This window comes from Anabaena subtropica FACHB-260 (assembly GCF_014697105.1).
GTDB classification, from domain to species: Bacteria; Cyanobacteriota; Cyanobacteriia; order Cyanobacteriales; family Nostocaceae; genus Trichormus; species Trichormus subtropicus.
The window spans coordinates 65,173-90,636 of record NZ_JACJRF010000016.1 but is presented as its reverse complement, the minus strand read 5'-3'; the positions used below and the strand labels follow the sequence as shown (position 1 = coordinate 90,636).

23 protein-coding genes are annotated in these 25,464 nt (G+C 38.8%); 14 read left to right on the top strand and 9 right to left on the bottom strand.

What is annotated here, in order from left to right; all coding sequences use genetic code 11:
- Nucleotides 1–83 precede the first annotated feature (83 nt).
- The 5 genes from H6G18_RS11760 to H6G18_RS11740 all read left to right on the top strand — a co-directional run bounded on the left by H6G18_RS11760 (nucleotide 84) and on the right by H6G18_RS11740 (nucleotide 9,557).
- Nucleotides 84–1,268 (top strand): response regulator, encoded by a 1,185-nt coding sequence (locus tag H6G18_RS11760; RefSeq protein ID WP_190407286.1) that lies wholly within the window; start codon nucleotides 84–86, stop codon nucleotides 1,266–1,268.
- A gap of 280 nt (nucleotides 1,269–1,548) precedes the next feature.
- Entirely contained in the window at nucleotides 1,549–1,911 is a 363-nt protein-coding gene (locus H6G18_RS11755; RefSeq protein WP_190407285.1) for a response regulator transcription factor, read from the top strand.
- A 47-nt stretch (nucleotides 1,912–1,958) separates the two neighbouring features.
- Nucleotides 1,959–2,432 (top strand): chemotaxis protein CheW, encoded by a 474-nt coding sequence (locus H6G18_RS11750; protein ID WP_190407284.1) that lies wholly within the window; start codon nucleotides 1,959–1,961, stop codon nucleotides 2,430–2,432.
- Between the two features lie 153 nt (nucleotides 2,433–2,585).
- On the top strand, nucleotides 2,586–5,903 hold the full coding sequence (locus tag H6G18_RS11745; protein ID WP_190407283.1) for a GAF domain-containing protein: 3,318 nt from the start codon (nucleotides 2,586–2,588) through the stop codon (nucleotides 5,901–5,903).
- Nucleotides 5,904–5,999: 96 nt separating this feature from the next.
- Nucleotides 6,000–9,557, top strand: coding sequence for a hybrid sensor histidine kinase/response regulator (locus tag H6G18_RS11740; protein WP_190407282.1), 3,558 nt, complete (start codon nucleotides 6,000–6,002; stop codon nucleotides 9,555–9,557).
- A gap of 123 nt (nucleotides 9,558–9,680) precedes the next feature.
- Here the strand turns inward: H6G18_RS11740 and H6G18_RS11735 are convergent, their stop codons facing one another.
- Together H6G18_RS11735 and H6G18_RS11730 are read right to left on the bottom strand one after the other, a co-directional pair.
- Nucleotides 9,681–10,133, bottom strand: coding sequence for a GFA family protein (locus H6G18_RS11735; RefSeq protein WP_190407281.1), 453 nt, complete (start codon nucleotides 10,131–10,133; stop codon nucleotides 9,681–9,683).
- Nucleotides 10,134–10,289: 156 nt separating this feature from the next.
- Nucleotides 10,290–11,492, bottom strand: a complete 1,203-nt coding sequence (locus H6G18_RS11730) for a DUF4336 domain-containing protein (protein WP_190407280.1) — start codon at nucleotides 11,490–11,492, stop codon at nucleotides 10,290–10,292.
- Between the two features lie 174 nt (nucleotides 11,493–11,666).
- Between H6G18_RS11730 and H6G18_RS11725 the strand changes: the two genes are divergently transcribed.
- Nucleotides 11,667–12,359 carry an ATP-dependent Zn protease gene (locus H6G18_RS11725; protein ID WP_190407279.1) on the top strand — a complete coding sequence of 231 codons (693 nt, stop codon included), beginning with the start codon at nucleotides 11,667–11,669 and terminating at the stop codon, nucleotides 12,357–12,359.
- Nucleotides 12,360–12,374: 15 nt separating this feature from the next.
- Here H6G18_RS11725 and H6G18_RS11720 read toward each other — a convergent pair whose 3' ends face one another.
- Both H6G18_RS11720 and H6G18_RS11715 read right to left on the bottom strand, forming a co-directional pair.
- Complete coding sequence (locus tag H6G18_RS11720) at nucleotides 12,375–13,373, bottom strand: GGDEF domain-containing protein (RefSeq protein ID WP_190407278.1); 999 nt, start codon at nucleotides 13,371–13,373, stop codon at nucleotides 12,375–12,377.
- Nucleotides 13,374–14,159: 786 nt separating this feature from the next.
- A complete protein-coding gene (locus H6G18_RS11715; RefSeq protein ID WP_190407277.1) occupies nucleotides 14,160–14,363 on the bottom strand; it encodes a heavy-metal-associated domain-containing protein in 204 nt (67 codons plus the stop codon).
- 358 nt (nucleotides 14,364–14,721) lie between these two features.
- Here H6G18_RS11715 and alaS point away from each other — a divergent pair, with 358 nt between their 5' ends.
- From alaS to H6G18_RS11695, 4 genes are all read left to right on the top strand, one after another.
- Entirely contained in the window at nucleotides 14,722–17,364 is a 2,643-nt protein-coding gene (alaS, locus tag H6G18_RS11710; RefSeq protein ID WP_190407276.1) for an alanine--tRNA ligase, read from the top strand.
- 63 nt (nucleotides 17,365–17,427) lie between these two features.
- Nucleotides 17,428–17,883, top strand: coding sequence for a hypothetical protein (locus tag H6G18_RS24730; protein ID WP_242040279.1), 456 nt, complete (start codon nucleotides 17,428–17,430; stop codon nucleotides 17,881–17,883).
- On the top strand, nucleotides 17,880–18,263 hold the full coding sequence (locus tag H6G18_RS11700; RefSeq protein WP_190407275.1) for a type II toxin-antitoxin system VapC family toxin: 384 nt from the start codon (nucleotides 17,880–17,882) through the stop codon (nucleotides 18,261–18,263). The genes H6G18_RS24730 and H6G18_RS11700 overlap by 4 nt, the downstream gene beginning before the upstream one ends.
- A gap of 68 nt (nucleotides 18,264–18,331) precedes the next feature.
- Nucleotides 18,332–18,976: a Uma2 family endonuclease gene (locus tag H6G18_RS11695; RefSeq protein ID WP_190407274.1), complete on the top strand. Its 645-nt coding sequence runs from the start codon at nucleotides 18,332–18,334 to the stop codon at nucleotides 18,974–18,976.
- A 71-nt stretch (nucleotides 18,977–19,047) separates the two neighbouring features.
- Here H6G18_RS11695 and H6G18_RS11690 read toward each other — a convergent pair whose 3' ends face one another.
- Entirely contained in the window at nucleotides 19,048–19,422 is a 375-nt protein-coding gene (locus tag H6G18_RS11690; RefSeq protein ID WP_190407273.1) for a DUF4870 domain-containing protein, read from the bottom strand.
- A 464-nt stretch (nucleotides 19,423–19,886) separates the two neighbouring features.
- Here H6G18_RS11690 and H6G18_RS11685 point away from each other — a divergent pair, with 464 nt between their 5' ends.
- A complete protein-coding gene (locus tag H6G18_RS11685; RefSeq protein ID WP_190407272.1) occupies nucleotides 19,887–20,147 on the top strand; it encodes a hypothetical protein in 261 nt (86 codons plus the stop codon).
- Nucleotides 20,148–20,185: 38 nt separating this feature from the next.
- On the opposite strand, the gene H6G18_RS25030 is transcribed toward H6G18_RS11685, so the two are convergent.
- Nucleotides 20,186–20,311 carry a hypothetical protein gene (locus H6G18_RS25030; RefSeq protein ID WP_277875585.1) on the bottom strand — a complete coding sequence of 42 codons (126 nt, stop codon included), beginning with the start codon at nucleotides 20,309–20,311 and terminating at the stop codon, nucleotides 20,186–20,188.
- Nucleotides 20,312–20,605: 294 nt separating this feature from the next.
- On the opposite strand from H6G18_RS25030, the gene H6G18_RS11680 reads away from it, so the two are divergent.
- Nucleotides 20,606–20,977 (top strand): hypothetical protein, encoded by a 372-nt coding sequence (locus H6G18_RS11680; protein ID WP_190407271.1) that lies wholly within the window; start codon nucleotides 20,606–20,608, stop codon nucleotides 20,975–20,977.
- 122 nt (nucleotides 20,978–21,099) lie between these two features.
- Here the strand turns inward: H6G18_RS11680 and H6G18_RS11675 are convergent, their stop codons facing one another.
- The gene (locus H6G18_RS11675; protein ID WP_190407270.1) at nucleotides 21,100–22,053 is read right to left on the bottom strand and encodes an RsmB/NOP family class I SAM-dependent RNA methyltransferase; all 954 of its coding nucleotides are present in this window, start codon (nucleotides 22,051–22,053) and stop codon (nucleotides 21,100–21,102) included.
- A gap of 211 nt (nucleotides 22,054–22,264) precedes the next feature.
- Here H6G18_RS11675 and H6G18_RS11670 point away from each other — a divergent pair, with 211 nt between their 5' ends.
- The gene (locus H6G18_RS11670) at nucleotides 22,265–23,698 is read left to right on the top strand and encodes a DUF2157 domain-containing protein (RefSeq protein WP_190407269.1); all 1,434 of its coding nucleotides are present in this window, start codon (nucleotides 22,265–22,267) and stop codon (nucleotides 23,696–23,698) included.
- Nucleotides 23,699–23,811: 113 nt separating this feature from the next.
- A complete protein-coding gene (locus H6G18_RS11665; protein WP_190407268.1) occupies nucleotides 23,812–24,531 on the top strand; it encodes a GDYXXLXY domain-containing protein in 720 nt (239 codons plus the stop codon).
- Here the strand turns inward: H6G18_RS11665 and H6G18_RS11660 are convergent.
- The gene (locus H6G18_RS11660; RefSeq protein WP_190407267.1) at nucleotides 24,528–24,767 is read right to left on the bottom strand and encodes a hypothetical protein; all 240 of its coding nucleotides are present in this window, start codon (nucleotides 24,765–24,767) and stop codon (nucleotides 24,528–24,530) included. The genes H6G18_RS11665 and H6G18_RS11660 overlap by 4 nt on opposite strands.
- 92 nt (nucleotides 24,768–24,859) lie before the next feature.
- Nucleotides 24,860–25,420, bottom strand: a complete 561-nt coding sequence (locus tag H6G18_RS11655) for a pyridoxamine 5'-phosphate oxidase family protein (protein WP_190407266.1) — start codon at nucleotides 25,418–25,420, stop codon at nucleotides 24,860–24,862.
- Nucleotides 25,421–25,464 lie beyond the last annotated feature (44 nt).

The following is a 25,464-nucleotide window of genomic DNA, read 5'->3' as shown; positions in this document are numbered from 1 at the left end:
CAATCATAAGCGGCTTACTAGTTGGAGTTTTGAAAAGGCTGATTTTTAAATCACAAGTATCAAGCACAACCCACCCGGAACTGATGGTATCAAATAACGTACTTAATGAATTTAAAACTTGTACCCAACTCCAATACAATGGCCAATTAAATATTCATAGTTCTAAAGGGCATCAATGGACTTTTTATTATCGCCTGGGTAGGATAGTTTGGGCAACAGGAGGAACTCATCCTTTTCGGCGCTGGCGTAGACTGATGGCTCAACATTGTCCACAAGTTGATGTTGATAAAATGCAGCTACGCAAGCAAGATATCTCAATGAATTACTGGGACTATCGTCTCTTAGAAATTTTGTATAAAAAACAGAAAATTCAACGAGAACAAATTCAGGCTATTGTCGAGAATACAATAACTGAACTGTTATTTGACCTAGCCCAGCAAAGTAATTTTGTCTCTGTTAGTTGCGATCGCAACCAAAAAGTTATTCTAGAGACACCCATGAGTTTTACGAGTGCAGATGTGTCGATGAAACAGATGCTAGACTCGTGGAAAAATTGGTCAGAAGCTGGCTTGGCAAATCTTGTTCCTGACTTAGCACCAGTAATTCGTAGACCAGAGCAACTCCAGCAACAGGTAAGTCCATCAGTTTACAAAAACTTTGTCAATTTGATTAATGGCAAATCTACACTGCGAGATTTAGCTGCCAAAATTAAGCAGAATGTTTTGCCAGTCTCCCGTTCGTTGCTTCCTTACGTCCTTAAAGGAATCATCGAATTGGTAGAATTACCAGATTTACCTCTAGCTGTTATAGAAAGCCCAAATACATCTACCCCTGTACAAGCAAAAAAATCGAAAGTTCCTGTGATAGCCTGCGTAGATGATAGCCCCCAAGTTTGTAAAATGCTGGAGGATATTATCACCGCTAATGGGATGAAATTTATCAAGATTCAAGACGCGGTACAGGCTCTACCAATTCTTATTCAAGAGAAACCAGACTTGATATTTTTAGATTTAATCATGCCAGTCGCTAGTGGTTATGAAATCTGTACACAGTTGCGACGAATTTCTACTTTTGCTAACACACCAGTAGTTATCGTAACAGGCAATGATGGTCTTTTGGATCGAGTCCGTGCTAAGGTAGTTGGCTCTACAGACTTTCTCACAAAACCCGTAACAGCAGATAGGGTGATGAGTATAGTCCGTAAATATTTACCTATGCAAGCCTCATCTACAGTCAAAACTAGTTCACGTTTAGAAGTGTGTCATTGACAAGTTTCCCTATTGATGACCCAATCAAAAATTTGATTAGTTAGAGTCATTTATTTCCCAGAATTAATTATTGTTAAATCTGGTGCATAATTATTTTCCATAAATCAGCAATTTTCAGCCAATAAAATCTCAAGGATACGTATTTTTTCTGAGCCAAATTGAACAGCAAGATATCAAAATTATAACAAAAAGCAAGCCTGTAATTATCAGGCTTAAATACATACTTGATCTCTGGTGGATTAGCTAAAAACAACAGATTTTGATTTTACAGGGAATTACCATGAATACTGTTTTAGTTATTGAAGATGGCTTAACCGACCGCGAAATTTTAAGCCGTTACCTCCAACAAGCTGGCTATTCTGTCATCAGTGCTACAAGCAGTGAAGAAGCTCAAGCAAAACTAGACAAAACTAAGCCAGATTTAATATTTCTCGATGTGATTTTACCAGGTAAAAGTGGATTTGAAATTTGTCGAGAACTGAAAAATAATCCTAACACGAGCAATATTCCTGTAGTTTTCTGCTCTACAAAAAATAGTGATGTAGATAAAACTTGGGGAAATATGCTAGGTGCAGAGGCTTATATTTCTAAGCCAATAAATCAGGAAGAGTTAACTTTAACTCTTAAAAAACTCTCTAGGTAAAATTTATAAAGATTAAATCAATACTAAATAAATTAAAGGGTGAAAATTTGGAAAGTCAGCAGAAATTTTTAAGCTTTAATTTGGGAATCAGAGATACAGCAGTAATTGCTTTACAGCATATTACAGAAGTTATGCAGGTGTCTTTGGTGGAAATATGTGGCGTTCCGCAAATGCCAAGTTGTGTTTTAGGTGTATATAACTGGCGTGGTGAAATGCTGTGGTTAGTAGATTTAGAAGAGATGTTGGGTTATCCACCACTACCACAAACAGCAAATTTTCTAGCAAAAACAATGGCGATTGTGCTGGAAGATGATGGTAAGTATTTAGGAATTATAGTCAGGCAAATGATGGACATTGAGTTTCTAGATAATAATCAAATGAAAGCGCCATCTGCTGAATTATTTTCATCATCGATTTCTCCTTTTCTTCAAGGATATTTTCTTAATGAGGATGAAAGAATGATGTTCAATTTGGATGCGAGTGCTATTATTCACTATCCCACCTGGACTACCCATAATTAATCATAGATCCATAATTTTGGATTGTAAGTCACTTGATCCAAAGTTAGAAGTTCTGTCAGATGATGAAATTTGCTAATAAGGATGTATCTAAATATAACTTTATAGGTTATTAGCAGGTTTTGAAAAATTAAAATAAAACATGAGGTTCATTAAATGACAATTGCATATCATAATAGTAATGAGAATGAGCATTTACCTACTACAATTGCTCAGTTAGAAAGCCCAAAAGAAAGTAATAATTTAGTAGATAACTTCCAGAGTGAAGTCTCTAGAAATAACACGATCGCTCAAGAAGTTAAAATTTGGCGACAGCAGTTGCAAGATATCACAACTCAGATGCGTCAAGTATCAGATTGGGATACAGTCTTAAAAGTTACGGCGGCTAAAGTTAGAGAAAAAATATCTAGCGATCGCGTATTAATTTATCAGTTTAATTCTCCTGAATCTGGCACTATTGTCGCAGAATCAAGAAGCTTTGGTTGGACACCCACACTTGGTGAAATTCTTCCAGGAATTACCTTTGGCTTACAGACTAATCAAGATTATGTAGAGCCGATAGTCATTGACGATATTGTGCAGATTCAACTAACTCCTTACCAAAAACAACTATTAGAAAAATTTCAAATTAAAGCTAGTTTGACTTTGCCAATAGTAGTAGGAGGTAAAGTTTGGGGTTTGTTAGGAGTTAATAGCTGTGTTAGCCCTAGACAGTGGCAAGAAACGGAAATCACTTTACTAACCCAAGTTAGCACGGAATTAACCTATAGATTACAGAGTTTTGAATTCCAACATCAATTACAACTACAAAATCAAGCTAAACAATCGGTATCTAAAGTTATTGATAAAATTTTACGAGTAACAAATATCGATAAAATTTTTCAAACTACTACTCAAGAGATTCGCCAATTATTAAAGTGCGATCGCGTAGGTCTTTATCGCTTTAATTCTGACTGGAGTGGTCAATTTATAGCGGAATCAGTGGGTAGTGGTTGGGTAAAAATAGTTACGCCTGATTACAAAATGGTTTGGGAAGATACCCACTTACAAGAAACCAAGGGAGGACGTTACGCACAAGGAGAAAGTTTTGTCGTCAACGATATCTATAAAGCAGGTCATTTTCCTTGTCATGTGGAGATTCTAGAACAGTTTGAAGTTAAATCTTACATGATAGTTCCTGTATTTTCCGGAGAAAAGTTGTGGGGTTTATTAGCAGCTTATCAAAACTCTGGTACACGTAATTGGCAAGAGTGGGAAGTTAGCTTTTTGGGACAGGTTGGCTTGCAATTTGGTGTAGCTATTGCTCATGCAGAATATTTAGAACAAATGCGCTTGCAATCTGAGCAATTGATGCAAATTGCTGAACAAGAAAAAACTTTTACTAGAATAGTTAACCGCATCCGCCAAGCCACAGATGTAGACAGCATATTTAGAACTACGACTCAAGAAGTACGTCAATCATTACGATGCGATCGCGTCGCTGTTTATCGTTTTAGTCCTGATTGGGGTGGCGAGTTTGTCGCCGAATCAGTTGGTAATGGTTGGACAAAATTGGTAGGGCCAGATATAAAAACAGTTCTAGACGACACCTATTTGCAAGATACAAAAGGTGGTCGTTATGCCCGAGGAGAAAATTTTGTTGTCAATGATATCCATACAATAGGTTTAGCACCATGTCATATAGAAATATTAGAACAATTTGAAGCTAGAGCTTATATTATTGTGCCTATCTTTTTTGGCGAACAATTATGGGGCTTATTAGCAGCATATCAAAACTCCAGTTCTCGTGAATGGCAACCTTGGGAAGTCAACTTTCTAACTCAGATTGCCTCACAATTTAGCCTAGCTAAATCCCAATTAGACTATCTAGAACAGGTGCGAACCAAATCTGAGAAAATTACTCAGATAGCAGAACAAGAAAAAGCCTTTACTAAGATAGTTAACCGTATCCGCCAAGTTTTAGATTTAGATGAGATTTTCAAAATTACCACCCAAGAAGTTAGGCAATTATTAAGGAGCGATCGCATAGCTATTTATCGCTTTAATCCTGATTGGAGTGGTGAATTTATCGCTGAATCAGTGGGTAGTAGTTGGGTCAAACTTGTAGGGCCGGATATCAAAACTGTTTGGGAAGATACCCACCTCCAAGAAACTCAAGGTGGTCGATATGCCAAAGGTGAAAACTTTATTGTTAATGATATCTACAAAGTAGGTCATTCTCCTTGCCATGTAGAAATTTTAGAACAATTTGAAATCAAAGCTTATGTAATTGTGCCTATCTTCTTTGGTGAACAATTATGGGGATTGCTAGCAGCTTATCAAAATTCTAGTCCCCGCGAATGGGAAGAATCCCAAGTCACTTTGTTAGCCAGGATTGGCGACCAATTGGGATTAGCATTACAACAGACTGAATATCTACAACAACTACAAACACAATCAGCACAGCTAGCCGAAGCCGCAGAACGGGAAAAAGCAGCCAAGGAGTTACTCCAACAGCGTTCTATTCAATTGCTGATGGCTGTGCGACCTGCTTTAAACGGTGATTTGACAGCCCGCGCACCTATTACCGAAGACGAACTAGGCACAATCGCTGATGCTTACAACAACACCTTGCAAGCCTTGCGGCAAATTGTACTACAAGTCCAAACAGCCTCCCAGCAAGTTGCTCAAACCTCCATTGATAGTAATGCTTCACTTGCAGGACTAAATAATTTAGCCAAACAACAATCTCAAGAAATTACTACGGCTTTAGGTGAAATTCAACGGATGTTAGACTCTACCCAAGCTGTGGTAACTAGTGCTGAGTTAGTGCAAGTGGCGGTAAAACAAGCAAACCAAACCGTCGAATCTGGTGATGCAGCGATGAACTTAACTGTGCAAGCCATCCAAGCCATTCGAGAAACCGTTGCTCAAACCAGCAAAAAGATTAAACGCTTGAGTGAATCTTCGCAAAAAATCTCCAAAGTGGTGAACTTGATTAGTAGCTTCGCTACTCAAACAAACGTCCTAGCCTTGAACGCAGCTATTGAAGCCACTCGTGCAGGTGAATATGGTAAAGGTTTCGCAGTTGTAGCCGATGAAGTCCGTTCTTTGTCTCGCCAGTCAGCCGCCGCCACCATCGAAATTGAAAAATTAGTCCAAGAGATTCAGGAAGAAACTGGAGAGGTTGCAATGGCAATGGAAACAGGTATTCAGCAAGTAGTAGAAGGGACAAATTTTGTCAGTGAAACAAGACAAAACTTAAATGCGATCGTTTCTGCAACTGCCGAAATTAGCCACCTAATTCAAAGAATTACCGATGCCACACAAAAACAAATGGGGCAATCTGTATTAGTGACAAATTCCATGAAAGATGTGGCAGAAATCGCCAACAAAACCTTTGCGGAATCACAAGATATTGCCACTGTATTCCAAGATTTATCAGGTATGGCACAAGATTTATTAACAACTGCCAGTAAGTTCAAAGTGAATTAATCAATAGGGAGTAGGGAGTAGAAAAGAAAGAATAAAAAATAATTTCCCTATTCTCCACTCCCCACTTATAACTCCCCACTCCCCAATCTCTAACTTATGATTACTGATACCGAAATTCGTGAACAAGGCTATGTTTATTTTTTAGCAGAAGCCCCAGATTTAATCCAAACTATTGAGCAGGAATTATTTAGTTTAGACGAAAACCATAGCACCGCAAAAGTGCATAACTTAATGCGGGCTACTCATACAATTAAAGGCGGTGCTGCCACTGTTGGGCTAAAAACAATTCGAATGATAGCCCACTCCCTAGAAGATGTATTTAAGGCTTTGTATAGTCCTGATGTAGTTATAGATAATGAGTTACAAACATTATTATTAGAAGGTTATGAATGTCTTCATTTGGCATTAAATGCCGAATTAACAGGAAATATTATTAATGAAGAAGAAGTTTTACAAAGAGCTACGACAATATTTGCTAAATTACAAGCTAAATTAGGTGATGCTTTTGGTGATGATAATCATATTCCTACATCTGAAGAGTTAGGATTTGATATTGTTCAATCTATCTTTGAAGTAGGAGTACAGCAACGTTTAGAAAGTATTGCTGAAGCTATTAATAGTATAGAAGATAATACAGAATTAATAGATTTTTTAAGCTCCCAAGCTGAAGTATTTATCGGTTTGGCAGAATCTTTAAATTTACCTGGTTTTGGAGAAATAGCTCAAATAAGTTTAGCGGCCTTACAAGCCAATCCTAACCAGGTACGCCAAATTAGTGAGATTATCCTTGCTGATTTACAGCAAGCACAAAAAAATATATTAGCAGGCGATCGCACTCATGGCGGTGAGCCTTCTGCTGCTTTAAAGCAACTAACATTAGTAGCTATAGATCAGCCATATGAAGTCATTAACTCGCAATTTTTAGCTAATCAAGCAGAATTTTATCAATTTTTAACTACATCGGGAAATAATAAAACCGAGTGTATTAAACCCACAACTGCCCAATTGTATTTAAAGGTAATTCATTATATTTTTGGCTGGTTTAACCACGAAATACAAATACCAGAATCAGCACTGAATTGGGATTTACTTATTATAAATTATGAATTTGAAAATTCAGTTGAATATATTGAAACTTGGCTAAATAACTTTTTAGAATTTGTCCGCGCTCAAGAAGATAGTAAAAGCCTTTGCCTTTATCGCCAAGGTATTATCTTAATTATTCTCTTAGCAGTTGTAAAGTTTCAATATGCAGTTACAAAAGCTGCTGGCAATCTCCTCATTATCCAATCCCTACAAACTAAAATCAGTTTGTTAGCTCAAGAATATAAGCAACATCCTCCTGTCACAGCCCAAGAAAAAAATTGGACAGATAGCCCCAAATTACAAAAACTGCTCGTTTTTAAAGATATATCAACTTCTACCGTTAACGTAAATGATGGCTTGTTAGAAGCTATCTGGGGAGGAGAAGCTAATGAAGATAATACTCAGATTGAGTCGCCAGTGGAAGTCGATAATGTTTCCGAATCGTCAACATCTTTAGCTATTAGTGAGCAAGTAACTACAGATATTACAGAAACAGCCCTTGATGTTGTTAATGAACAAATAATCGATAAAGTTACAAATTATCAAGGCAAGAAAAATCAGAAATCCTCATCTGTACGTGTAGATGTCGAAGGATTACAACGTATTAATTACTTAGCAAGCGAGTTGCTAATCCATCAAAAACGACGCACTTTAAATGATGAGCAAGTTCAAGATATTATCGAGCAGCTATTACAACGACTTAATAAACATCAAGAAACATTAAATCAGCTCCGTGATTTACCATTACAAAAGCAAAGTTTGGCAACACAACATACACAAAGCTTTGCTTCAGTGAATTTTGATCCATTAGAGATGGATGCTTACACGGAATTTCATCTGAAATTACACGAAGCTATAGAAGAGACATCGCAATTACAAGAAGCAACAGAATCTATTGATTTTCTACTCAAGCAAGCTACTCAAATTAGTAATAAAAAACAAAGTTTAGCTTTCAGTTTGATAGATAACTTAGTGGAAGCTAGAATGTTACCCTTAGAAAATATTTTGAGTCGCTTCCCCAACATGGTAAAAAATCTCAACAGTGTTTACCACAAAAGGGTAGAGTTAAAATTTAGTGGTACAAATGTTCTAATAGATAAAGCGATCGCCGAAAAGCTTTACGATCCCCTATTACACTTAGTACGTAATGCTTTTGACCACGGTATTGAGCCTCCGCAAACTCGGCGGGAACTTGGTAAGCCAGAACAAGGTGTGATTGAAATCTGCGCTTATCATCAAGGGAGCCAAACTATCATCGAAGTCAGAGATGATGGACAAGGCTTACAGTTAGATAGTATTCGGAAAAAAGCGCTGGAACTGAACTTTATTCCTGCTAACAATGAATCTAAAGTTCATTTATCTCAAATCAATGATTCTGAACTCTTAGAATTCATGTTTGCACCAGGATTCACCACTGCTGAAAAAGTTAGTGAGCTTTCTGGACGTGGCATGGGTTTAGACATTGTCCGTTCTCAACTGCAAGCACTCAACGGCTCAATTTCAGTGCAGACTTTGCCTCGCCAAGGCACGAAATTTATACTTAAAATCCCCTTTTCTATGACTACTGATCAACTAATGTTAGTGCAAGCTGGAGGTGTTATTTATGCTTTGTTATTGGATAACATCGAAAAAATAGTAATTCCCACGACTCAACAAATCAAAGAATTTGAAGGTAAACGAGTCTTACATTGGGATACTGGTAATGAGGATACTATGGTTAGTCTGCATCAACTTTCTGAGTTGATGTATTACAATGGCAGCTTATTTAATAATATTAACATTAACAATTTACTCCCTGATCATCATACAGAAGTGATGAATCATCCTGTATTAATGCTGAGACGAAATCAAGGTATTTTTGCTTTACAAGTTGACCAAATTATTGGTGAGCAAGAACTAGTAATTAGACCTTTAGGAAATGCGATCGCTCCTCCCAAATATGTGTATGGTTGTAGTAGTTTAGCCAATGGCAACCTCATGTTAGTCATTGATGGTGCTTTACTGTTAGAGTCGGTTGAGATGCAAGCAACGCTGGATATTGCCGCATTACCAACAGCTGATTCCGCAAATCAACAAGTCTTACCAATATCTGCATCTACTATCCCATCACGACCTTTATTATCTGCTGCTAATTCTACCAATACATCAGAGACACATCAGAAATTAGCAAAGGTCGTGTTAGTGGTAGATGATGCTATTAGTCTGCGGCAAACTCTATCATTGACTCTGCAAAAATCTGGTTATCAAGTAATCCAAGCACAAAATGGGGCTGAAGCTCTAGAACAGTTACAACGACATCCAGAGATTCAGCTTGTTGTTTCCGATTTAGAAATGCCCCGGATGAATGGGTTTGAATTTTTAAGTCATATTCAGCAAAACCCCAATTACATCAAAATTCCTATAATAATTCTCACCTCTCGTAGTGCGGAAAAACATCGCCAACTTGCTCAAGAACTAGGTGCAAAAGCTTATTTTTCCAAACCTTACTTAGAGCATGAATTGATTAATACTATTGAGGGTTTAATTAATTCAGCTAAAGAAGATTTAAATCGATTGCTCACTGTATAAACGAGCGTAGAAAACGCAGGTTTTGATATCATAAATTCTGAATAAAATACAACAACCCAGACTAAGTTAAAAAGTCTGGGTTTTAAAACATAAAACAATAAATAGTAGAAGAAAAATGAGTGCTTATAGTGTTGCGGAAGTGAACTGAGCAAAAACTTCTGCTCCAGTCATATTATTTGTTTGATTGGAAAGGCAGTAATACGAAGGTTGTTCATCAATAAATATCTGATGATCAAAAACAAAATCTTTAGGGTTATCAAATAGCCCAACAGGCATTATGTACTGGTTGTTCTGTTTCAATCTATAAAATAAATGACTTCCACATCGGTTGCAAAATCCACGTTCAGCCCACTCAGAGGAACTAAATACGGTGATATTTTCTTTACCTTCAAAGGAAATATTACTCCCACAATCCACTGCAAATAACGGGCCACCTGTCCACTTTCTACACATTTGGCAATGGCATACTCCCATGTTTGTACTCATTTTTTTAACAGAGATATGAATTGCTCCACACAGGCAACTTCCTTTTCCTTCACTAGCCTTGACATCAGCTTGATCCGTTAAACTTGCCATTTTCGTCTCCAGTGTTTTCACTATCGATTTATTGACACTGATATTTACCAGTACAAACATATTACTATAAAAGTCGAAAGTTCATGCACCCAGTGATTCTGGCTCTTTTGATGGCAGGGGGAGAAGAAAACTATTAGCAACTGACAACTGACTAAATTACATCTTCTCTCTTGGTGGTGTGGCAATACCTCGCTGCAATAAATTTGCCTCCAGTTCTTTAATGAATCTTAAATCTTCTGCCAACAACGCTTGATTGCTAATGTCAACACAGTTATTTTCTAGGAAAGTGAATGCTTGGCGAAATTGTGCTGGACTGGCTGCAAATGGTGAATCAAAGTGACAGGAAATAATCTGTTGAAAATTCCACTTTGCTACTGTGTCAACCCAGTTGAGGACTTGTTTTGGGGCTTGGGGCAGAATGAGAATTTGTAAGATTGGGGCAACAAATGGTCGTCCATTGGCGGATAAAGCAGCAAATGACTGTTGCCAATGTTCTCGCCAGCGAAACGGATAAAAACCAAAGTATGCTTTTGGGGAATGATCTGGTGCTTTGAGTACATCGTGCCACATCTCCCCTAACCCAGATAATTCCAAGGCGCTAGGACGAAAGTACATAGCAAATAGGGAAATACGCTGCCATCCTTGGCGACGATTAGCTGGTTTATCTTCCAGTGCTTGGAGTGCATTATCCCTGGCGTGAAATAGCAAAGGGTAAGGTTCTAATTGCAAAATCTCAGGTGGTTCTTCTGGTACAGACATCACAGAATCGGTAACAAGTAGAGTATGCGATCGCCTATGAAAAAATGCCACCTCGACAAAAGAACCTCGTCCCAAATTAATGTCTAACACTGCATAATCAAACTCATCAGCAAAAGGAGTTTGGCGTGAATCTTCTGGTAGTACTTGAGTTCGTTTTTGAGGAAAACCCAACCAACTAAGCGGCAAGTTAAAGGGAAAACTCCACTGATGGGGGGCTACAAATACCTGTGCTTGGGGAAACTTTCTCGCAAAGGGGCCGACGAAAATTTTATGCTCAAGTCCAGAACTAGTAGGGAGAATTATATACTTAACCTCACCGTGCTTGACGACTAACTCATTTACTAGTCGGACACATTCTTTTGTTGGGGCGACTGGTGCATAGATGAGCAAACCACCTGCATTCAGCTTGATCACTGACATCCTAATTGGCACTATGGTGTAGAGAATGCCTTGGACTTGATCGAATGTCCAGATAGTGTCTTTCACTATTTCCCGGCAAAGTGTGCGCCTTCTACCGTAGGGATAAAGCGGTAAAGCAGGCCAGAACGGCCATGACCAATCGTGGAGATGATGATTGTGCGGTTTTTCCTGTGCGTTCATTATTTGGTCAATAGTCAATAGTCCACAGTCAATAGTTATTTCCCTAATTTCCAGTCTCTCTTATTTAGCTTATGGAGAATTGGTTAATATAATTAAGAAAAATCAAGCTATCCTAAGGAATGAAAATATATTTTAAAACATAAGAAATTTACAAGTGCCTAATCACGAATTAATATGAGTCAAACTGCCTTAAATTTAACTGCAATATCTGTTTTTATCATGACCTTATCGGCTTTGTTGGGGCCGTTAATTAACTTATCACCTGCAATCCCAGCGATCGCTACTTTCACAATTTTGGGCATAGCAACTTTTGATAGTTTCAGCTTGCAAGGTAAGGGGGGTATTATTCTCTTGGACTGGATTGCCGGGTTTTCACCACAACACCGCGATCGCATCATTCACCACGAAGCTGGACACTTTTTGGTTGCTTACCTATTAGGTATTCCCGTTACAGGCTACACTCTCAGCGCGTGGGAAGCTTGGAGGCAAGGACAGTCTGGCCAAGGTGGTGTTGCCTTTGATGATGGTGAATTAGTCTCTCAATTAGAACAGGGCAAAATCAGTACTCAGGCTTTGGAACGCTACTGTACTATTTGCATGGCAGGAATCGCTGCCGAAACTTTAGTGTTTGAGCGTGCCGAAGGTGGGACTGACGATAAAAGTAAATTAGCAACTATCTTTAAAGTTTTGGGTTTTTCTGAGTCAGTTTGTCAGCAAAAACAACGATTTCATGTCCTCCAGGCAAAAACTTTACTACAAGACAATTGGTTGAGTTACGAAGCGTTAGTCCAAGCCATAGGCCAAAAGGCAGCGATCGCAGATTGCCAAAAAGCGATCGCAGATGCTCAAGTGGCTGTCTCGCAATAATTCCCAGTCCCCAGTTCAAGAAACAGCTTCCAGAGAAGAGAGTTGGGATAACTGATGTGAACAGATAACTCGGTTGCGTCCTGATGCTTTAGCTGCTAGTAAGCATTGATCGGCACGATGTAACAAGCCGATTCCTTTTTCGTCATCATCTGCTTCCAGACAAGCCACACCCAAGCTAATAGTTACACTAATAATTAGTTTACTATTGATACTAAAGGGTTGCTCACCCACTATCCGATTGAGGCGATCCGCTACTATCAGTGCTTCTTCAGCAGTGGTATGGGGTAGAAGAACAACGAATTCTTCGCCACCGTAACGGAATGCGGTATCTTGAGAGCGCAAATTATGACGCAGACGTGTACATAGTAACTGCAACAGGCGATCGCCTACTAAATGCCCATATTGATCATTGACTTTCTTGAAATAATCCACATCAAGAATCACCAAACTTAAGGGGATGTTTTGATTGCGGGCTTTGGTAATTTGTCTGGGTAAATCCCATTCCAACGCCCGGCGATTGTTTAAGTCTGTCAATGAGTCAGCTAAAGCGATCGCTGATAAGATATGGTTTTTTTCGATCAAATCACGATACTTTTGGGCTTTACGCAAACCCACCGTTAATTGACCTAATATCAGACGATGGGTAGCCATTTCTTCTGTCGGTAACTGCCAAATATAAGCATCTGCACCTTGGTGAAGTGCCGTGGCAGTCATCTCGAACTCCCATTCACAGCCGTTTTGACTTCTCTGTGCTAGTTGTTGGGGACGATCTTCCACCAGAATACAGTGTATACAAGATAGCTGGGTTTGTTCTTTCAACCAACCACACAGTTCTATACCACCCTTGAGACTTGCCTGCACAAATATGACATCGGGCGACGCAATTTGAATTTGCGATACTGCCTGATGAAAATCCGTAAGTACTACCAAATTATCAGTAGTTCTTTTATGGATCTGATCGGGAAGTTTTCTAAGAAAGTCATAACTTCCAAAGACCAGAATGGTCATTGTCATGGCTATATTTTTCGCCTTCTTTCTAGCTAAGAATTACTGATATTTCGCCGATTCATGAATATATTATCTCTGGAAACAAGAGACTTTTATAAATACTGATATATTCTTAACTCTAAATATAAAGATACTTAGGAATTTTAATATCCTCTTAATACATTACCAGGGATAGATGAAAATTATATAAAGTTAGAATAAGCTCATTATTTTTTACTTTTTACATTTTATTTTTCAAACAGTAAAAATACGGAAAATTTTATATAATTCCCACAAAAGCACTGTATTTTTAAGGTATTCAAAGTATAAAACAAGTAATTACATTATGCTTTTTCTTTTCTTTTTTATAGCTAAAAAGTTTATTTATATTTTACTAGCCAATGATTATAAATATTTTATATATTAAAAAAAATAAGTATAGATAACTACTCCATACGAAGATTAATTATGTTAAAAACTTCAATTTCCTATGTAAATATACTTAATTTACTGTCTTCACTGAGATATTTACTTAAATATAGACTACTTGGCAATATAAGTATATATTCTGAAACAAAATAATGAATCGATAAAACTTAACCAAGAATTCTTGTTAAGAGTACTATTTTTTGTTGAACATAGCCTTTTTCACTAATCTGATTGAGTAAGATAACTAAAAACATTAGTGGAAACTTTCAATAAAAGCTACATTCAACAATTGTTAACGGTTTCAATTAATAGATCCAATGATGAGAACAAATATTGCTTAAATATATTTGTATCAACTGTATAGATCCATTGAAAATATCCGAGTTATTGATAACCTTCTATCGTATAACCAGCAGCTACAATTACCTGTTTGATTGATTCTTCAGATGCTTTAGACTCTACAGTGACTGTTTTATCCTGAACATCCACATTCACTAGAGCATCTGCTTCCATCACATGAATAGACTCAGTAATTTTTTCTGCACAGCTATCACAGGCAATATTGGGAACTTTTAATTTGAGAGCCATTACTTACCTCAGTATGTACTTTGAATTAAATTTACCTAAGCAAATGCTCAATTCTCATCTGACCAAAGATAGGTAATGAAAAAAATATATACATAGAAATACAGAACAACTGCCGAGACTAGCCAATCTGCCAAGGTCGCTGGCAGCAAAAGCAAACAAAATGCAAAAATATATAAAGCTACTTATGAAAATACACTTACTAGACCCACGTCCTAACGCGGCTAACTCTTGGCATAGTAGTCTTTCCTTAAGGCATACTTTGTCTGTATTGGGTACTCAAAGATAGAGACGAGTTCGGTTTTATCTTTTCCCAATTCCTCATACACAGTTAAATTAAACTACTTTTTACTTTCCTCCCATGTCTTCAAACCCCCAGCACCTAAGTGGTAACGAAATCCGCACCCGATTCCTCAACTTCTATGCTCAAAGGGGACACCAGATTCTACCAAGTGCCTCCCTCGTGCCAGAAGATCCAACCGTGCTGCTGACGATCGCGGGGATGCTACCATTTAAACCAATATTCCTGGGGCAGCGCACACCAGAATTTAAACGGGCGACGACTTCCCAAAAGTGCATCCGTACCAACGACATCGAGAATGTCGGACGCACTAAAAGACATCAAACATTCTTTGAAATGTTGGGTAACTTCAGCTTTGGTGATTATTTTAAAGAACAAGCGATCGCTTGGGGTTGGGAAATCTCCACAGAAGTTTTTGGCTTACCCAAGGAACAACTAGTAGTTAGCGTTTTTGAGGAAGATGATGAAGCCTACGCCATTTGGCGCGATCAAATTGGTGTAAAGGAAGCCAGAATCAAGCGCATGGGTGCAGATGATAACTTTTGGGTATCTGGCCCCACTGGCCCCTGTGGCCCTTGTTCAGAAATTTATTACGACTTCCACCCAGAATTAGGTGATGACAATATTGATCTAGAAGACGATACCCGGTTTATCGAGTTCTATAACTTGGTGTTCATGCAATATAACCGGGATGCGTCTGGTAATTTAACACCACTACAAAACAAAAATATCGACACTGGGATGGGGTTAGAGAGAATTACCCAAATCCTGCAAAAAGTACCGAATAATTATGAAACAGACTTAATTTTCCCGATTATTGCCACAGCAGCCAAAATCGCTGAGATTGACTACCACAGCAGCGACGAAAATACCAAAGTTTCCCTGAAAGTTATTGGTGATCACGTCCGTTCTGTTGTCCACATGATTGCTGATGAAATCCGCGCCTCCAATGTGGGACGGGGTTATGTGCTGCGGCGATTAATTCGCCGGGTGGTGCGTCATGGACGATTGATTGGGATTACTGGGGAGTTTATCACCCAGGTTGCCGAAAGTGCGATCGCTCTTTCCGAATCAGCATACCCCAATGTCCGCAGACGGGAAGCAGCAATCAAAGCTGAACTAGCGAGGGAAGAAGCGAATTTCCTTAAAACCTTGGATAGAGGTGAAAAACTCCTAGAGGAAATTATCCAACAGGTGAAAAAGCAAGGACACAGTATTATTAGTGGTGACAGTGCTTTCACGCTATACGATACATACGGTTTTCCTCTCGAACTCACCCAAGAAATTGCGGAGGAACATCACCTCACCGTTGATGAAGCCGGATTTAACGCAGAAATGCAAAAACAAGTGGAACGGGCTAAAGCAGCCCACGAAACCATTGATTTAACTGTGCAAGGTTCCCTCGACAAACTGGCAGAACACATCCACGCTACCGAGTTTATCGGTTATACCCAAGCTGCGGCGACGGCGAAAGTGGAAGTATTGTTAATAGATGGTGTTGCACAAGAAGAAGCAGAAGCCGGAACGGATGTACAGATTGTTCTTGACAAAACGCCATTTTATGCAGAATCTGGTGGACAAATAGGCGATCGCGGTTATATTTCCGGTGACGGGGTTGTGTTTCGGGTTGAAGATGTCAAAAAAGAATCTGATTTCTTCGTACATTTCGGACGCATCGAACGCGGAACTCTGCGTGTCGGTGATAGCGTCACTGCCCAAATTGATCGTGCTTGTCGTCGTCGCGCCCAAGCTAACCATACTGCAACGCACCTATTGCAAGCAGCGTTGAGGAAGATTGTTGATGATGGCATATCGCAAGCTGGTTCTCTGGTATCCTTTGACAGATTGCGCTTTGACTTCAACTCTCCCCGTGGTTTGACACCAGAGGAAGTACAACAAGTTGAAGAACAAATTAACACTTGGATTGCTGAAGCCCACTCAGCCAAAATTGAAGTATTACCCTTAGCTGAAGCGAAAGCTAGAGGTGCGGTGGCTATGTTTGGGGAAAAATACGGTGATGAAGTCAGGGTGATAGATTTTCCTGGCGTATCAATGGAACTATGCGGTGGAACTCATGTAAGTAATACTGCGGAAATTGGCGTATTCAAGATTATTACTGAAGCTGGTGTTGCATCAGGTGTGCGGCGGATTGAAGCTGTTTCTGGCCCGGCTATATTGGATTACTTGAATGTACGAGATAAAGTAGTTAAAGATTTAAGCGATCGCTTTAAAGTCAAACCAGAAGAACTACCAGAGAGAATCACCACTCTGCAAAATGAACTGAGAACCGCAGAGAAGCAACTAGAAACCCTCAAAGGACAATTGGCGATCGCTAAATCTGACAGTTTGTTACAAACAGCAGACACCGTAGGCGACCATAAGATAATAGTTGCTGAGTTAGCAGGTGTTGACCCCGAATCCTTGAAAACCGCAGCCGAACGCCTACTACAAAAAATCGGTAACGGCGCGGTGGTATTGGGTTCAGTTCCCGAAGCCGACAAAGTTAGCTTAGTTGTAGCCTTCAGTCCTGAAGTGAATAAGAAGGGGTTACAAGCTGGAAAATTTATTGGGGCGATCGCTAAAATCTGCGGCGGTGGCGGCGGTGGTAGACCAAACTTAGCCCAAGCCGGCGGACGCGATGCAAGCAAGTTACCAGCAGCTTTGGAACAAGCACAGAGCGATTTAAACTCTGCATTGGCTTAATTCTCTTATAGGGCAGGCATCTTGCCTGCCTAAAAGGTATTCATTCATAATCTGGAAAGCATAATGTCAGAAAATTCTAATAATGACCTTAATTTGGTCAACAAAATTGTAGATAATGCAAGCCAGCAAGCTAATCATCACATTTATTTATCTGTACAAAAGCGAAATCTTGCTGAAGCTGCTGCTGAAATTCAGAGTCTTCTTAAACAGCTTGAGCAAACTAATCCCACCGCAACTGAACATGAGCAAATCTCCTATGTCAATATTGCCACCAATTCAGATATTAAACAAAGAGTAATTACTGCTGTGAAAGAAGGTGGCGAAACTGCAATAGAAGAATTTTTAGAACATTCCTATTTTCATGTGATTAAAGCCATTATTAGACACTGGATAACACCAATTGATAATACTGAAAAACAGCTAAGACCATTTGGTTTATGTGCAGGAGAATTTTATGTACCTGATGATTTTGATGCGCCTTTGCCAAAAGAAATCATAAATGGATTTGAGGGTAGATGAAACTTATCCTAGACACTCATATTTTCTTGTGGTTTATCAGTGGTAATGATCAACTAACAACAAATATTCGAGATACAATCCGTGATACAGATAATGATGTATATCTGAGTGTTGTTTCGATATGGGAGTGCATTGTTAAATATCAATTAGGCAAACTACCACTTCCCGAATCCCCTGAAATTTATATTCCCAAACAGCGCGATCGCCATCATATTACCAATCTTGACTTAGACGAAGGCAGTGTTGCTAAACTCGTTAGTTTACCATCGTTACATAAAGATCCTTTTGATAGAATGCTAATATGCCAATCTTTACATCATGGCTTAACTATTGCGACACTTGATTCAGCAATTCTTGTATATCCAGTCAGTATTATATGATTGTTCACCAGATATCGCACTACAATTGAGCTATAGAATTTACTATTCTAATGGTAGTGTAAAAAATTATGTTACTAGAACTCAACCAACTAATTGTACCGGCTGGTCATCAGTTATTGATGAAGGATATTTCTTGGTCAACATACAAAAATATTTTGGCGGAACTAGGAGAAAATCGCAATTCTAAGATATCTTACAGCCAAGGGGTGCTGGAAATAATAGCTCCATTACCAGAACATGAAGTAAGCAAAAAAATAATTGGAAATTTAGTGGAAATCCTACTCGAAGAACTCGATATTGAATTTCGGAGTTTGGGTTCTACAACTTTTGAGAAAGAAGTCATGGATGCTGGTGTAGAACCTGATGATTGTTTTTATATTGAAAATGAAGCTAAAGTCAGAGGAAAAAATAGAATCAATCTAGAAATTGATCCACCACCAGATTTAGCTATTGAAATTGATATTACATCTCGGACTCGTTTCAATAATTATCAAGCTTTAAAAGTTCCCGAATTGTGGCGATGGAATGGAAGTAGGCTAGAAATCAACGTACTTGTAGATGATAAATATGTAGAAACTAATCAAAGTCGTAGTTTTCCCAATTTCCCTATTACCCAAATGATTCCTGAATATTTGATGCGTAGTAAGATTGATGGTAGAAATGCCACCATGAAAGCATTTAGAACCTGGGTAAAACAACATATCGCCAATTAAACTATATGAAAAAAGGGACGATTATTACCATCCCTTCTGCCAAAACAAACTTGATTATTCTGCTAATAAAATTAAAAAACTCGAAAAATAAAAGGATAACGGAAAGGTTCATCAGATTTGCTGAAACAATGCAGAATTGCCCAAATCGTTAATCCCCAATGTAAGGCAAAACCTAGAGCAACAACGGGAAAGAATATAATTCCACCAATACCAAAGGTAAGCCAAGATAGCACCCCTAATGGTACTCCAATGACAGTAGCCCAGAACCAAACATTAAAGTGAAAATTAATCGATTCTTTGGCGTTACTTTTAACTACTGGGTCGTCAGATATTAAGTTAATGACAATGGGAACGCCAATCGAGAATATTGCTGTACTAAAGAAAATCGCCCCATGACACAGAGATGATAGCAATTTGCGTTTATCAGAATCGTATGTTGCTTGCATCCTGGTGGCTCCTCAATTACTTCCTAGTTTTAATTTTAACGGTTACTTTACAAGTTTCATATTAGAGCTTACCGTAATTAGCAAGTATTGCAAATTTCACTTTAGATAGATTCAATTTGACCACTAATCACCAAATGAAAGCTATGAGGTTTACCGAACTTCTACCGTCACCATTGGTAAAGACTAACTCGAAGCGGTCAATTGCACTAGAAAATTTCACCTTTAGAGCTGATTCGTAAAGAAAATCTTAAGGAGATTCAAATCATTACTAGGTCTAAGTTTCAGCGAATAAGTGCTGTATTAACCCGAATTCCTGAAACCCTTACATGGTAAGTATTTTACTTTAGTTTACAAATTAGCTCTTACATTGATTAGTAGGCAGTACCCTGTATTTGAACTAACATCAGATTATGTGAACAGGTAATTAGCCTGTGCCGAAAATTTTTGAAAAAAGGTAGTAACTTATGGGTCGGATAAATCCTTACACGCTGCAAATGCAGATTACCCGGATGTTTGAGCAAGGTCAAACATTCTTTGCTACTACGAAAGTACATGAATGGTTGAAAGAAAGGAATCATGATCCATTAGAATATGATGTTATTTTTCACCAAAAACCTGCTCCTCCTGGTTCTAAAGAAGTAATCGCAGTGGAAATTGAATTGCGCCGTAAAGATGGACAGCCCGTAGACCCTTGGTTACAAGAGCAAGCTAACCTTCATGCTTGAGGTTATCAGATAAGCGATGGTCTCCGACCGACTGGAGATCATTCTACGTTCCCTGCGGGACGCTGCGCCAAAGCCTCCTGTGGGGTGTAGACTATCACAGCAGTTAGGCGATCGCAATCTAATTTCCCTGTAAATTTTCCGTGGGTTATAATTTGGCAGATCAATTAGATATACCTACACTACACCCAAGATTTTGGTTATTGGTCATAAAAACCTATTCCTTTAATATAAAGTAGGATTTGAAAAAACTTCCCTAGTCAATAGATTATTTATAACTTCTGTTAGATGAGTATCTAATTTTTTATTGCTAAGTTTGAATAGTGTTGAGGTGAGATAAATCAATTGGTTAATAATCAGATAGGTTTTATTTCGATAAAATCAATGATTCATACTGCAAATTAACCAATTAAATCCCGCCTTTGTGAAAAAGATTGATACAGAATTAATGGAGTATGAAGATGGCAAATTTAATTTCTAAGGTAATCGATAATCTCAAGTTTCTATTTCAAGAGTTTCAAGTAAAGCGTTTTTTCGCTATTGCCTTAGTTGGGTTTTTATTACTAACAACAAATTTGGATTCTCGCATTGAATCTGGACGCAGTAGTGATGCTGTAAGCAGAAGGCTTGATCAAGTTGTCCATCAGGATGATGCTGATAGACCTAAAACCACGGGAGAATGGAATAGAGAAGCTCGTCAAACAGAAGATGCTCCTGGGGAAAGAGCTAAAAGAATTGCTAAAGAATCTGGAGAAGCGCTAAAACAATTCGGTTCCGTCTATCCAGATACAGCTGATAGAAGCGTTAACGAACAACAAGATAATAATAGATAAGAAAAACCTCCTCTTGCACTTCTCAATCAACCTCAAAAGACACATAAATATTTGTGTCCTTTGAGGTTTTGATATTTACTAACCATAGAATCACCAGGAGAAAAAAAAATATAATAATAAAATTACAATTTTTGGATAACACCTAACTCCTGTAAAATTTCTTGATCAAACTCCTTACATTCACCATCAGCGCTATTTTTAAAAAGTACCGTAAACGCACCAGCACCTAATCTATCTTGTGGAAACAAACGGTAACAAGGAATAGTAGTTAAATGTGACTGATATTCTTGCAAATGATTTATTTTCATTGCTTGAAATTGGGGAAATCGTGACAAAAACCATTCACATACTTGCTCATTTTCTTCAGGAGAATAAGTACAAGTCATATAGGCAAGATAACCTTGCGGGGCAACAATTTGTGCAGAATTGGCGATGATTCGCTTTTGGCGGTTGGCACTCTTATTAATAGCTGTTGGGTGAAAACATCCAGGTGCTTTTGCTCCTTTAGCTAATAGAGATTGTCCAGTACAAGGGGCATCAACCAATACTAAATTACTGGAAAAAGGTATATTTTCTGCAAATATAATAGAATCTCTATTGACTACGATACAAGGATTAATATGACAACGCTTTAAATTAGAAATTAACATTCCCAAGCGTTTACCAATTACTTCATTACAGATAATTAATTCTGGTTGCAGAGCTTGCCAAGCAAAAATACTTTTACCACCAGGGGCGGCACACATATCAAAAATTAAACGTACTGATTGGGGAAGTGTTAATAAAATAGACGCTGCAAATACAGATGAAAAATCCAAACAATAGAAATATCCTTGATGATGTAGAGGATGCTGTCCTGGTTTTTCTCCCAGATGTAGACGGTCTACAAATTGTGGTTGCCAACTTAATGGAGATTCTACGGAAAAAGGTGAATGTTCTGGCTGATTTTGACACCAAAGAATACAGGGATTAAAAGGTTGAGGAGCAACTAACGCCTCGATAAATTTTTCTTGTTTATCAGGAGTTTCAAACAAACGTCGTGCAAGTTTAAGCAGTAAATTTGATGGTTTTTCCATTAGTAAAACTGTTACAGAAGAACAATGCTTATAAGTGGCTAGGCTTCATAATACTAGGGAGTGGGGAGTGGGAGAAAGTAGAGGACTAGAGGAGTAGATAGAGAATAAAAACTCATAATTTTATATTCTTCACTCAACACTCAGCACGCCCCAATATCCATGCGTAAATCCGAAAAAATTGCCAAACTACCCTAGCGCAGTGGATAGAGTCATGCTTTTTGACAATTTTCAACGAAGATTGCGGCGAGATGCGGAATTATGGCGTGATGAAGGAATAATTAGTGCTTCGCAGTATCAACAAATTGCCGATCGCTATCAATTTAAGAATCTAGAAACTGCTGCACGCGATCGCTTTATGATGATAGCGATCGCTGTAGGCGGTATCTTGTTGGTTATAGGTGTCTTTACCTTTGCGGCTGCTAATTGGTTCTCTTGGCCACGAGAAGTTAAATTCATCTTGATGATGAGTTTATTTTTCTTCATCAGTATCACAGGTTTTTACACCTGGAGAGAACCGACACTCAATAGCAAAGAAGGGAAAAAGTCCCAACGTAATAAGCGCTTCTTGGGAGAAGCATTATTAATTTTTGCGGCATTTATCCTGGGTGCGAACCTCATCCTTATGGCGCAAATTTTTAATATCACCGGTTCTATTCCTGAACTATTTCTAGCCTGGGGATTTGGTGTTTCTTTCATGGCTTATGGCTTGTCATTAAATTCCTTAGGAATTATGGCCATTGTCCTTGTACAGATTGGCTATTGGACTGGACTAGGAGATTTGTGGTACTCTTCCGGCGAGTGGGGTTGGGCGCGGCTAGCAGTACGCCATATGCCACTAATATCATGGTTATTGTTTGTACCCTTGGCTTACCTCTGCCGTTCGCGGTGGATTTTCTTCTTAGCAGCCTTTTTCTTTGCTAGTTCCCTGCAATTTAACCTCAACCCTCTGCCATTGCTGAATTTTTCTGATGTGGCTCCTTGGGTGGCATCTTTTGCATTAGCTCTGCCTCCGGCAATATTCTGGAGTTATGACGATCTGCTATTTCCCACCATAAATTACAGGCTATTTCAACCCCTAGCACGTAACTTAGCTTTAATCGCTTTTGGGTTAGTCTTTTATGCTCTTTCCTTTCGTTGGCAATGGCAAGGATTTTCTGCCAATTCCTTTGGGTCAGCAAACAACAGCAACAATTTCTTGTCTTTACCCATCATCGATTTGGGTATTCTCAGTGGTTTAGCAGTATTGCAATGGTTGTTTCTTTTACGTCAAAGAAGTAACCCTCCTCGTCGGGAAGTTGTTTTTAATACTGGTTTGATTGCCACTTTTCTGGGTTTTATTATCGTAGTGCCGTTCTGGCATCAAGCTGTCAATCGCATTGGCGACCTGGGTAGTTTTATTTTCAATGTGCTTTTAGCTGTGCTGTCTTGGGGACTAATTCAAGAAGGGATGAAGTTAAGTGACAGACGCTCTTTTTGGGGCGGTATGCTATTGTTAACTTTACTGGTTATTAGTCGGATGTTAGAGTACAACACCGATTTACTGTTTAGGTCAATGGTCTTCTTGATGTGCGGTTCAATATTAATTAGTGCCGGAATGTGGTTTGAAAATCGTCTCACTGGTTCTTCTAGTAAGAAATCAAGTTGATGGAGTGGGAAGAAAATAAGGGAGCAAAATTTTAATTTTGAATTGATGACTCCCAACTCTGCGTAAGTCCAATGTCCGTTTCCCCAAAATCTATTATTTCTAGGACTACGCTTATGGCAAGTGAAACTTCTGAATCTAGCAAAAATAAAACTTGGTCTCCCGAAACTGAATTTTCCAAGAAATTGACTTTTCGGGATTATTTAACTGCTACTGAGCAAAAATACAATCAGCCTCTACCTTTTTGGCGCTTATTGTTGCCCCTAATTTTACAAACAGGGCTAATTTTGTCAGTGCCTACTCAAGCAATGTATACCAACCTCACTGGTAGAGAGGTAACATTACAAACTTTACCGACTAATCCTGGTAATGTATTGCAGGGTTATACGCTCAATCTAGATTACAACATATCTCGTGTTGCAAATTTGCGGAGGCTTCCTGGCTGGCAGGAGTTAGTTAGGAGAAATCGGGGGAGAAATCGGCAACTACTCGAAGGAACTAATTTGTATGTGATTTTGCAAGAGCAGCAATCCCTTGGTAACGGTGTTCCCAGAGCTTGGCGACCTTTGCGTGTCAGCAGCAATTTACCTATGTCTCTGCGAGATAATCAAGTAGCTTTGAGAGGGGTTTACCAGAACGGTTTGATTAACTATGGTGTGGAATCATACAATATCCCAGAAGAACAACGCCAGCAGTTAAATAACGACATTTTCCGCGATGCTCGTCAAACTAGAAATGGACAGTTACGACCTCTATCGGTGAGAGTTAAGGTAGACCCACAGGGTAATGCTGTACCCGTGAGTCTATGGGTGCGCGATCGCAATTATCGTTTTTAATCTTGGTGACGCACATTCCATGCTACACCGAAAGCCGCCCCTGCCCCAGCTAATAAGCCTGTACTCATTCCTTCTACAGTTTCTTGTATGGGGTCTTGAGTCAGGCACTCACTTGTAACTTTATCAGCTTGCAAGCAAAGATTGCTCTGGGCCCAACTAGCGGTTCCCCCTAAAACTACACCTGCTACACTACAAGAAGCCACAAGCAATAAGAGGCGTTTGGTTTTCCTATCCATAGATGGATGTGTCAAAAATTAAATATGTTAAACGTTCCTCAACTACTTTACACATCCATGCTGTTTCTGTCAGCTGGTTTTAAAAATTTGCATCAGTCTTGAGATAATTGACTGAGTGGAGTCGATAGACCATCAATACTCACAAGATTTTTCTGCTGTTGATAGTCTTTGACTCCTTGCTCTCCTTTTTTATTTGCCCAATCCACTAAAATCTGTCTTTGACCTTGATATTCATAGAGTGGTACACCAAAACCGCAAGAAGTTTGCACGCGCTCAATATCGGCAACGATGATTTGGCGAATTCCAGGGATTGCTGGAAACAATGAGTACAAAGAATCCCAATCAGGGGAACTGGGTAAAATAGTCTTTCCTTTTCCGTAAAGGCGCAAAATGCAAGGTGATTTCTCAAAAGCGCAGAACATCAAAGTGATTCGCCCATTTTCTTGGAGGTGGGCTGAAGTTTCGTTACCGCTACCCGTTAAGTCTAAGTAAGCCACTTGATGGTGAGAGAGAATGCGAAAACAGTCTAATCCTTTAGGTGACATATTAACGTGACCATTAGGACTTAGGGGTGCAGAAGCTACAAAAAACAGGTGTTGATCTGCAATAAACTCTTGTAATTCTTTGGTGATATGGTCAAAAACTTTAGCCATAAATAGGGGAGTGGAGAATGGGGAGTAGGGAGTGCTGAGTTCAA

Coding starts and splice junctions, on each gene's coding strand:
- H6G18_RS11745 (WP_190407283.1), top strand. CDS start 2,586: ATGACAATTGCATATCATAATAGTAATGAGAATGAGCATTTACCTACT.
- H6G18_RS11760 (WP_190407286.1), top strand. CDS start 84: ATGGTATCAAATAACGTACTTAATGAATTTAAAACTTGTACCCAACTC.
- H6G18_RS11670 (WP_190407269.1), top strand. CDS start 22,265: ATGCTTTTTGACAATTTTCAACGAAGATTGCGGCGAGATGCGGAATTA.
- H6G18_RS11715 (WP_190407277.1), bottom strand. CDS start 14,363: ATGGCTCTCAAATTAAAAGTTCCCAATATTGCCTGTGATAGCTGTGCA.
- H6G18_RS11690 (WP_190407273.1), bottom strand. CDS start 19,422: ATGCAAGCAACATACGATTCTGATAAACGCAAATTGCTATCATCTCTG.
- H6G18_RS11655 (WP_190407266.1), bottom strand. CDS start 25,420: ATGGCTAAAGTTTTTGACCATATCACCAAAGAATTACAAGAGTTTATT.
- H6G18_RS11725 (WP_190407279.1), top strand. CDS start 11,667: ATGAGTCAAACTGCCTTAAATTTAACTGCAATATCTGTTTTTATCATG.
- H6G18_RS11755 (WP_190407285.1), top strand. CDS start 1,549: ATGAATACTGTTTTAGTTATTGAAGATGGCTTAACCGACCGCGAAATT.
- H6G18_RS24730 (WP_242040279.1), top strand. CDS start 17,428: ATGTCAGAAAATTCTAATAATGACCTTAATTTGGTCAACAAAATTGTA.
- H6G18_RS11735 (WP_190407281.1), bottom strand. CDS start 10,133: ATGGCAAGTTTAACGGATCAAGCTGATGTCAAGGCTAGTGAAGGAAAA.
- H6G18_RS11740 (WP_190407282.1), top strand. CDS start 6,000: ATGATTACTGATACCGAAATTCGTGAACAAGGCTATGTTTATTTTTTA.
- H6G18_RS11660 (WP_190407267.1), bottom strand. CDS start 24,767: ATGGATAGGAAAACCAAACGCCTCTTATTGCTTGTGGCTTCTTGTAGT.
- H6G18_RS11665 (WP_190407268.1), top strand. CDS start 23,812: ATGGCAAGTGAAACTTCTGAATCTAGCAAAAATAAAACTTGGTCTCCC.
- H6G18_RS11720 (WP_190407278.1), bottom strand. CDS start 13,373: ATGACAATGACCATTCTGGTCTTTGGAAGTTATGACTTTCTTAGAAAA.
- H6G18_RS11700 (WP_190407275.1), top strand. CDS start 17,880: ATGAAACTTATCCTAGACACTCATATTTTCTTGTGGTTTATCAGTGGT.
- alaS (WP_190407276.1), top strand. CDS start 14,722: ATGTCTTCAAACCCCCAGCACCTAAGTGGTAACGAAATCCGCACCCGA.
- H6G18_RS11695 (WP_190407274.1), top strand. CDS start 18,332: ATGTTACTAGAACTCAACCAACTAATTGTACCGGCTGGTCATCAGTTA.
- H6G18_RS11680 (WP_190407271.1), top strand. CDS start 20,606: ATGGCAAATTTAATTTCTAAGGTAATCGATAATCTCAAGTTTCTATTT.
- H6G18_RS11675 (WP_190407270.1), bottom strand. CDS start 22,053: ATGGAAAAACCATCAAATTTACTGCTTAAACTTGCACGACGTTTGTTT.
- H6G18_RS11685 (WP_190407272.1), top strand. CDS start 19,887: ATGGGTCGGATAAATCCTTACACGCTGCAAATGCAGATTACCCGGATG.
- H6G18_RS11730 (WP_190407280.1), bottom strand. CDS start 11,492: ATGAACGCACAGGAAAAACCGCACAATCATCATCTCCACGATTGGTCA.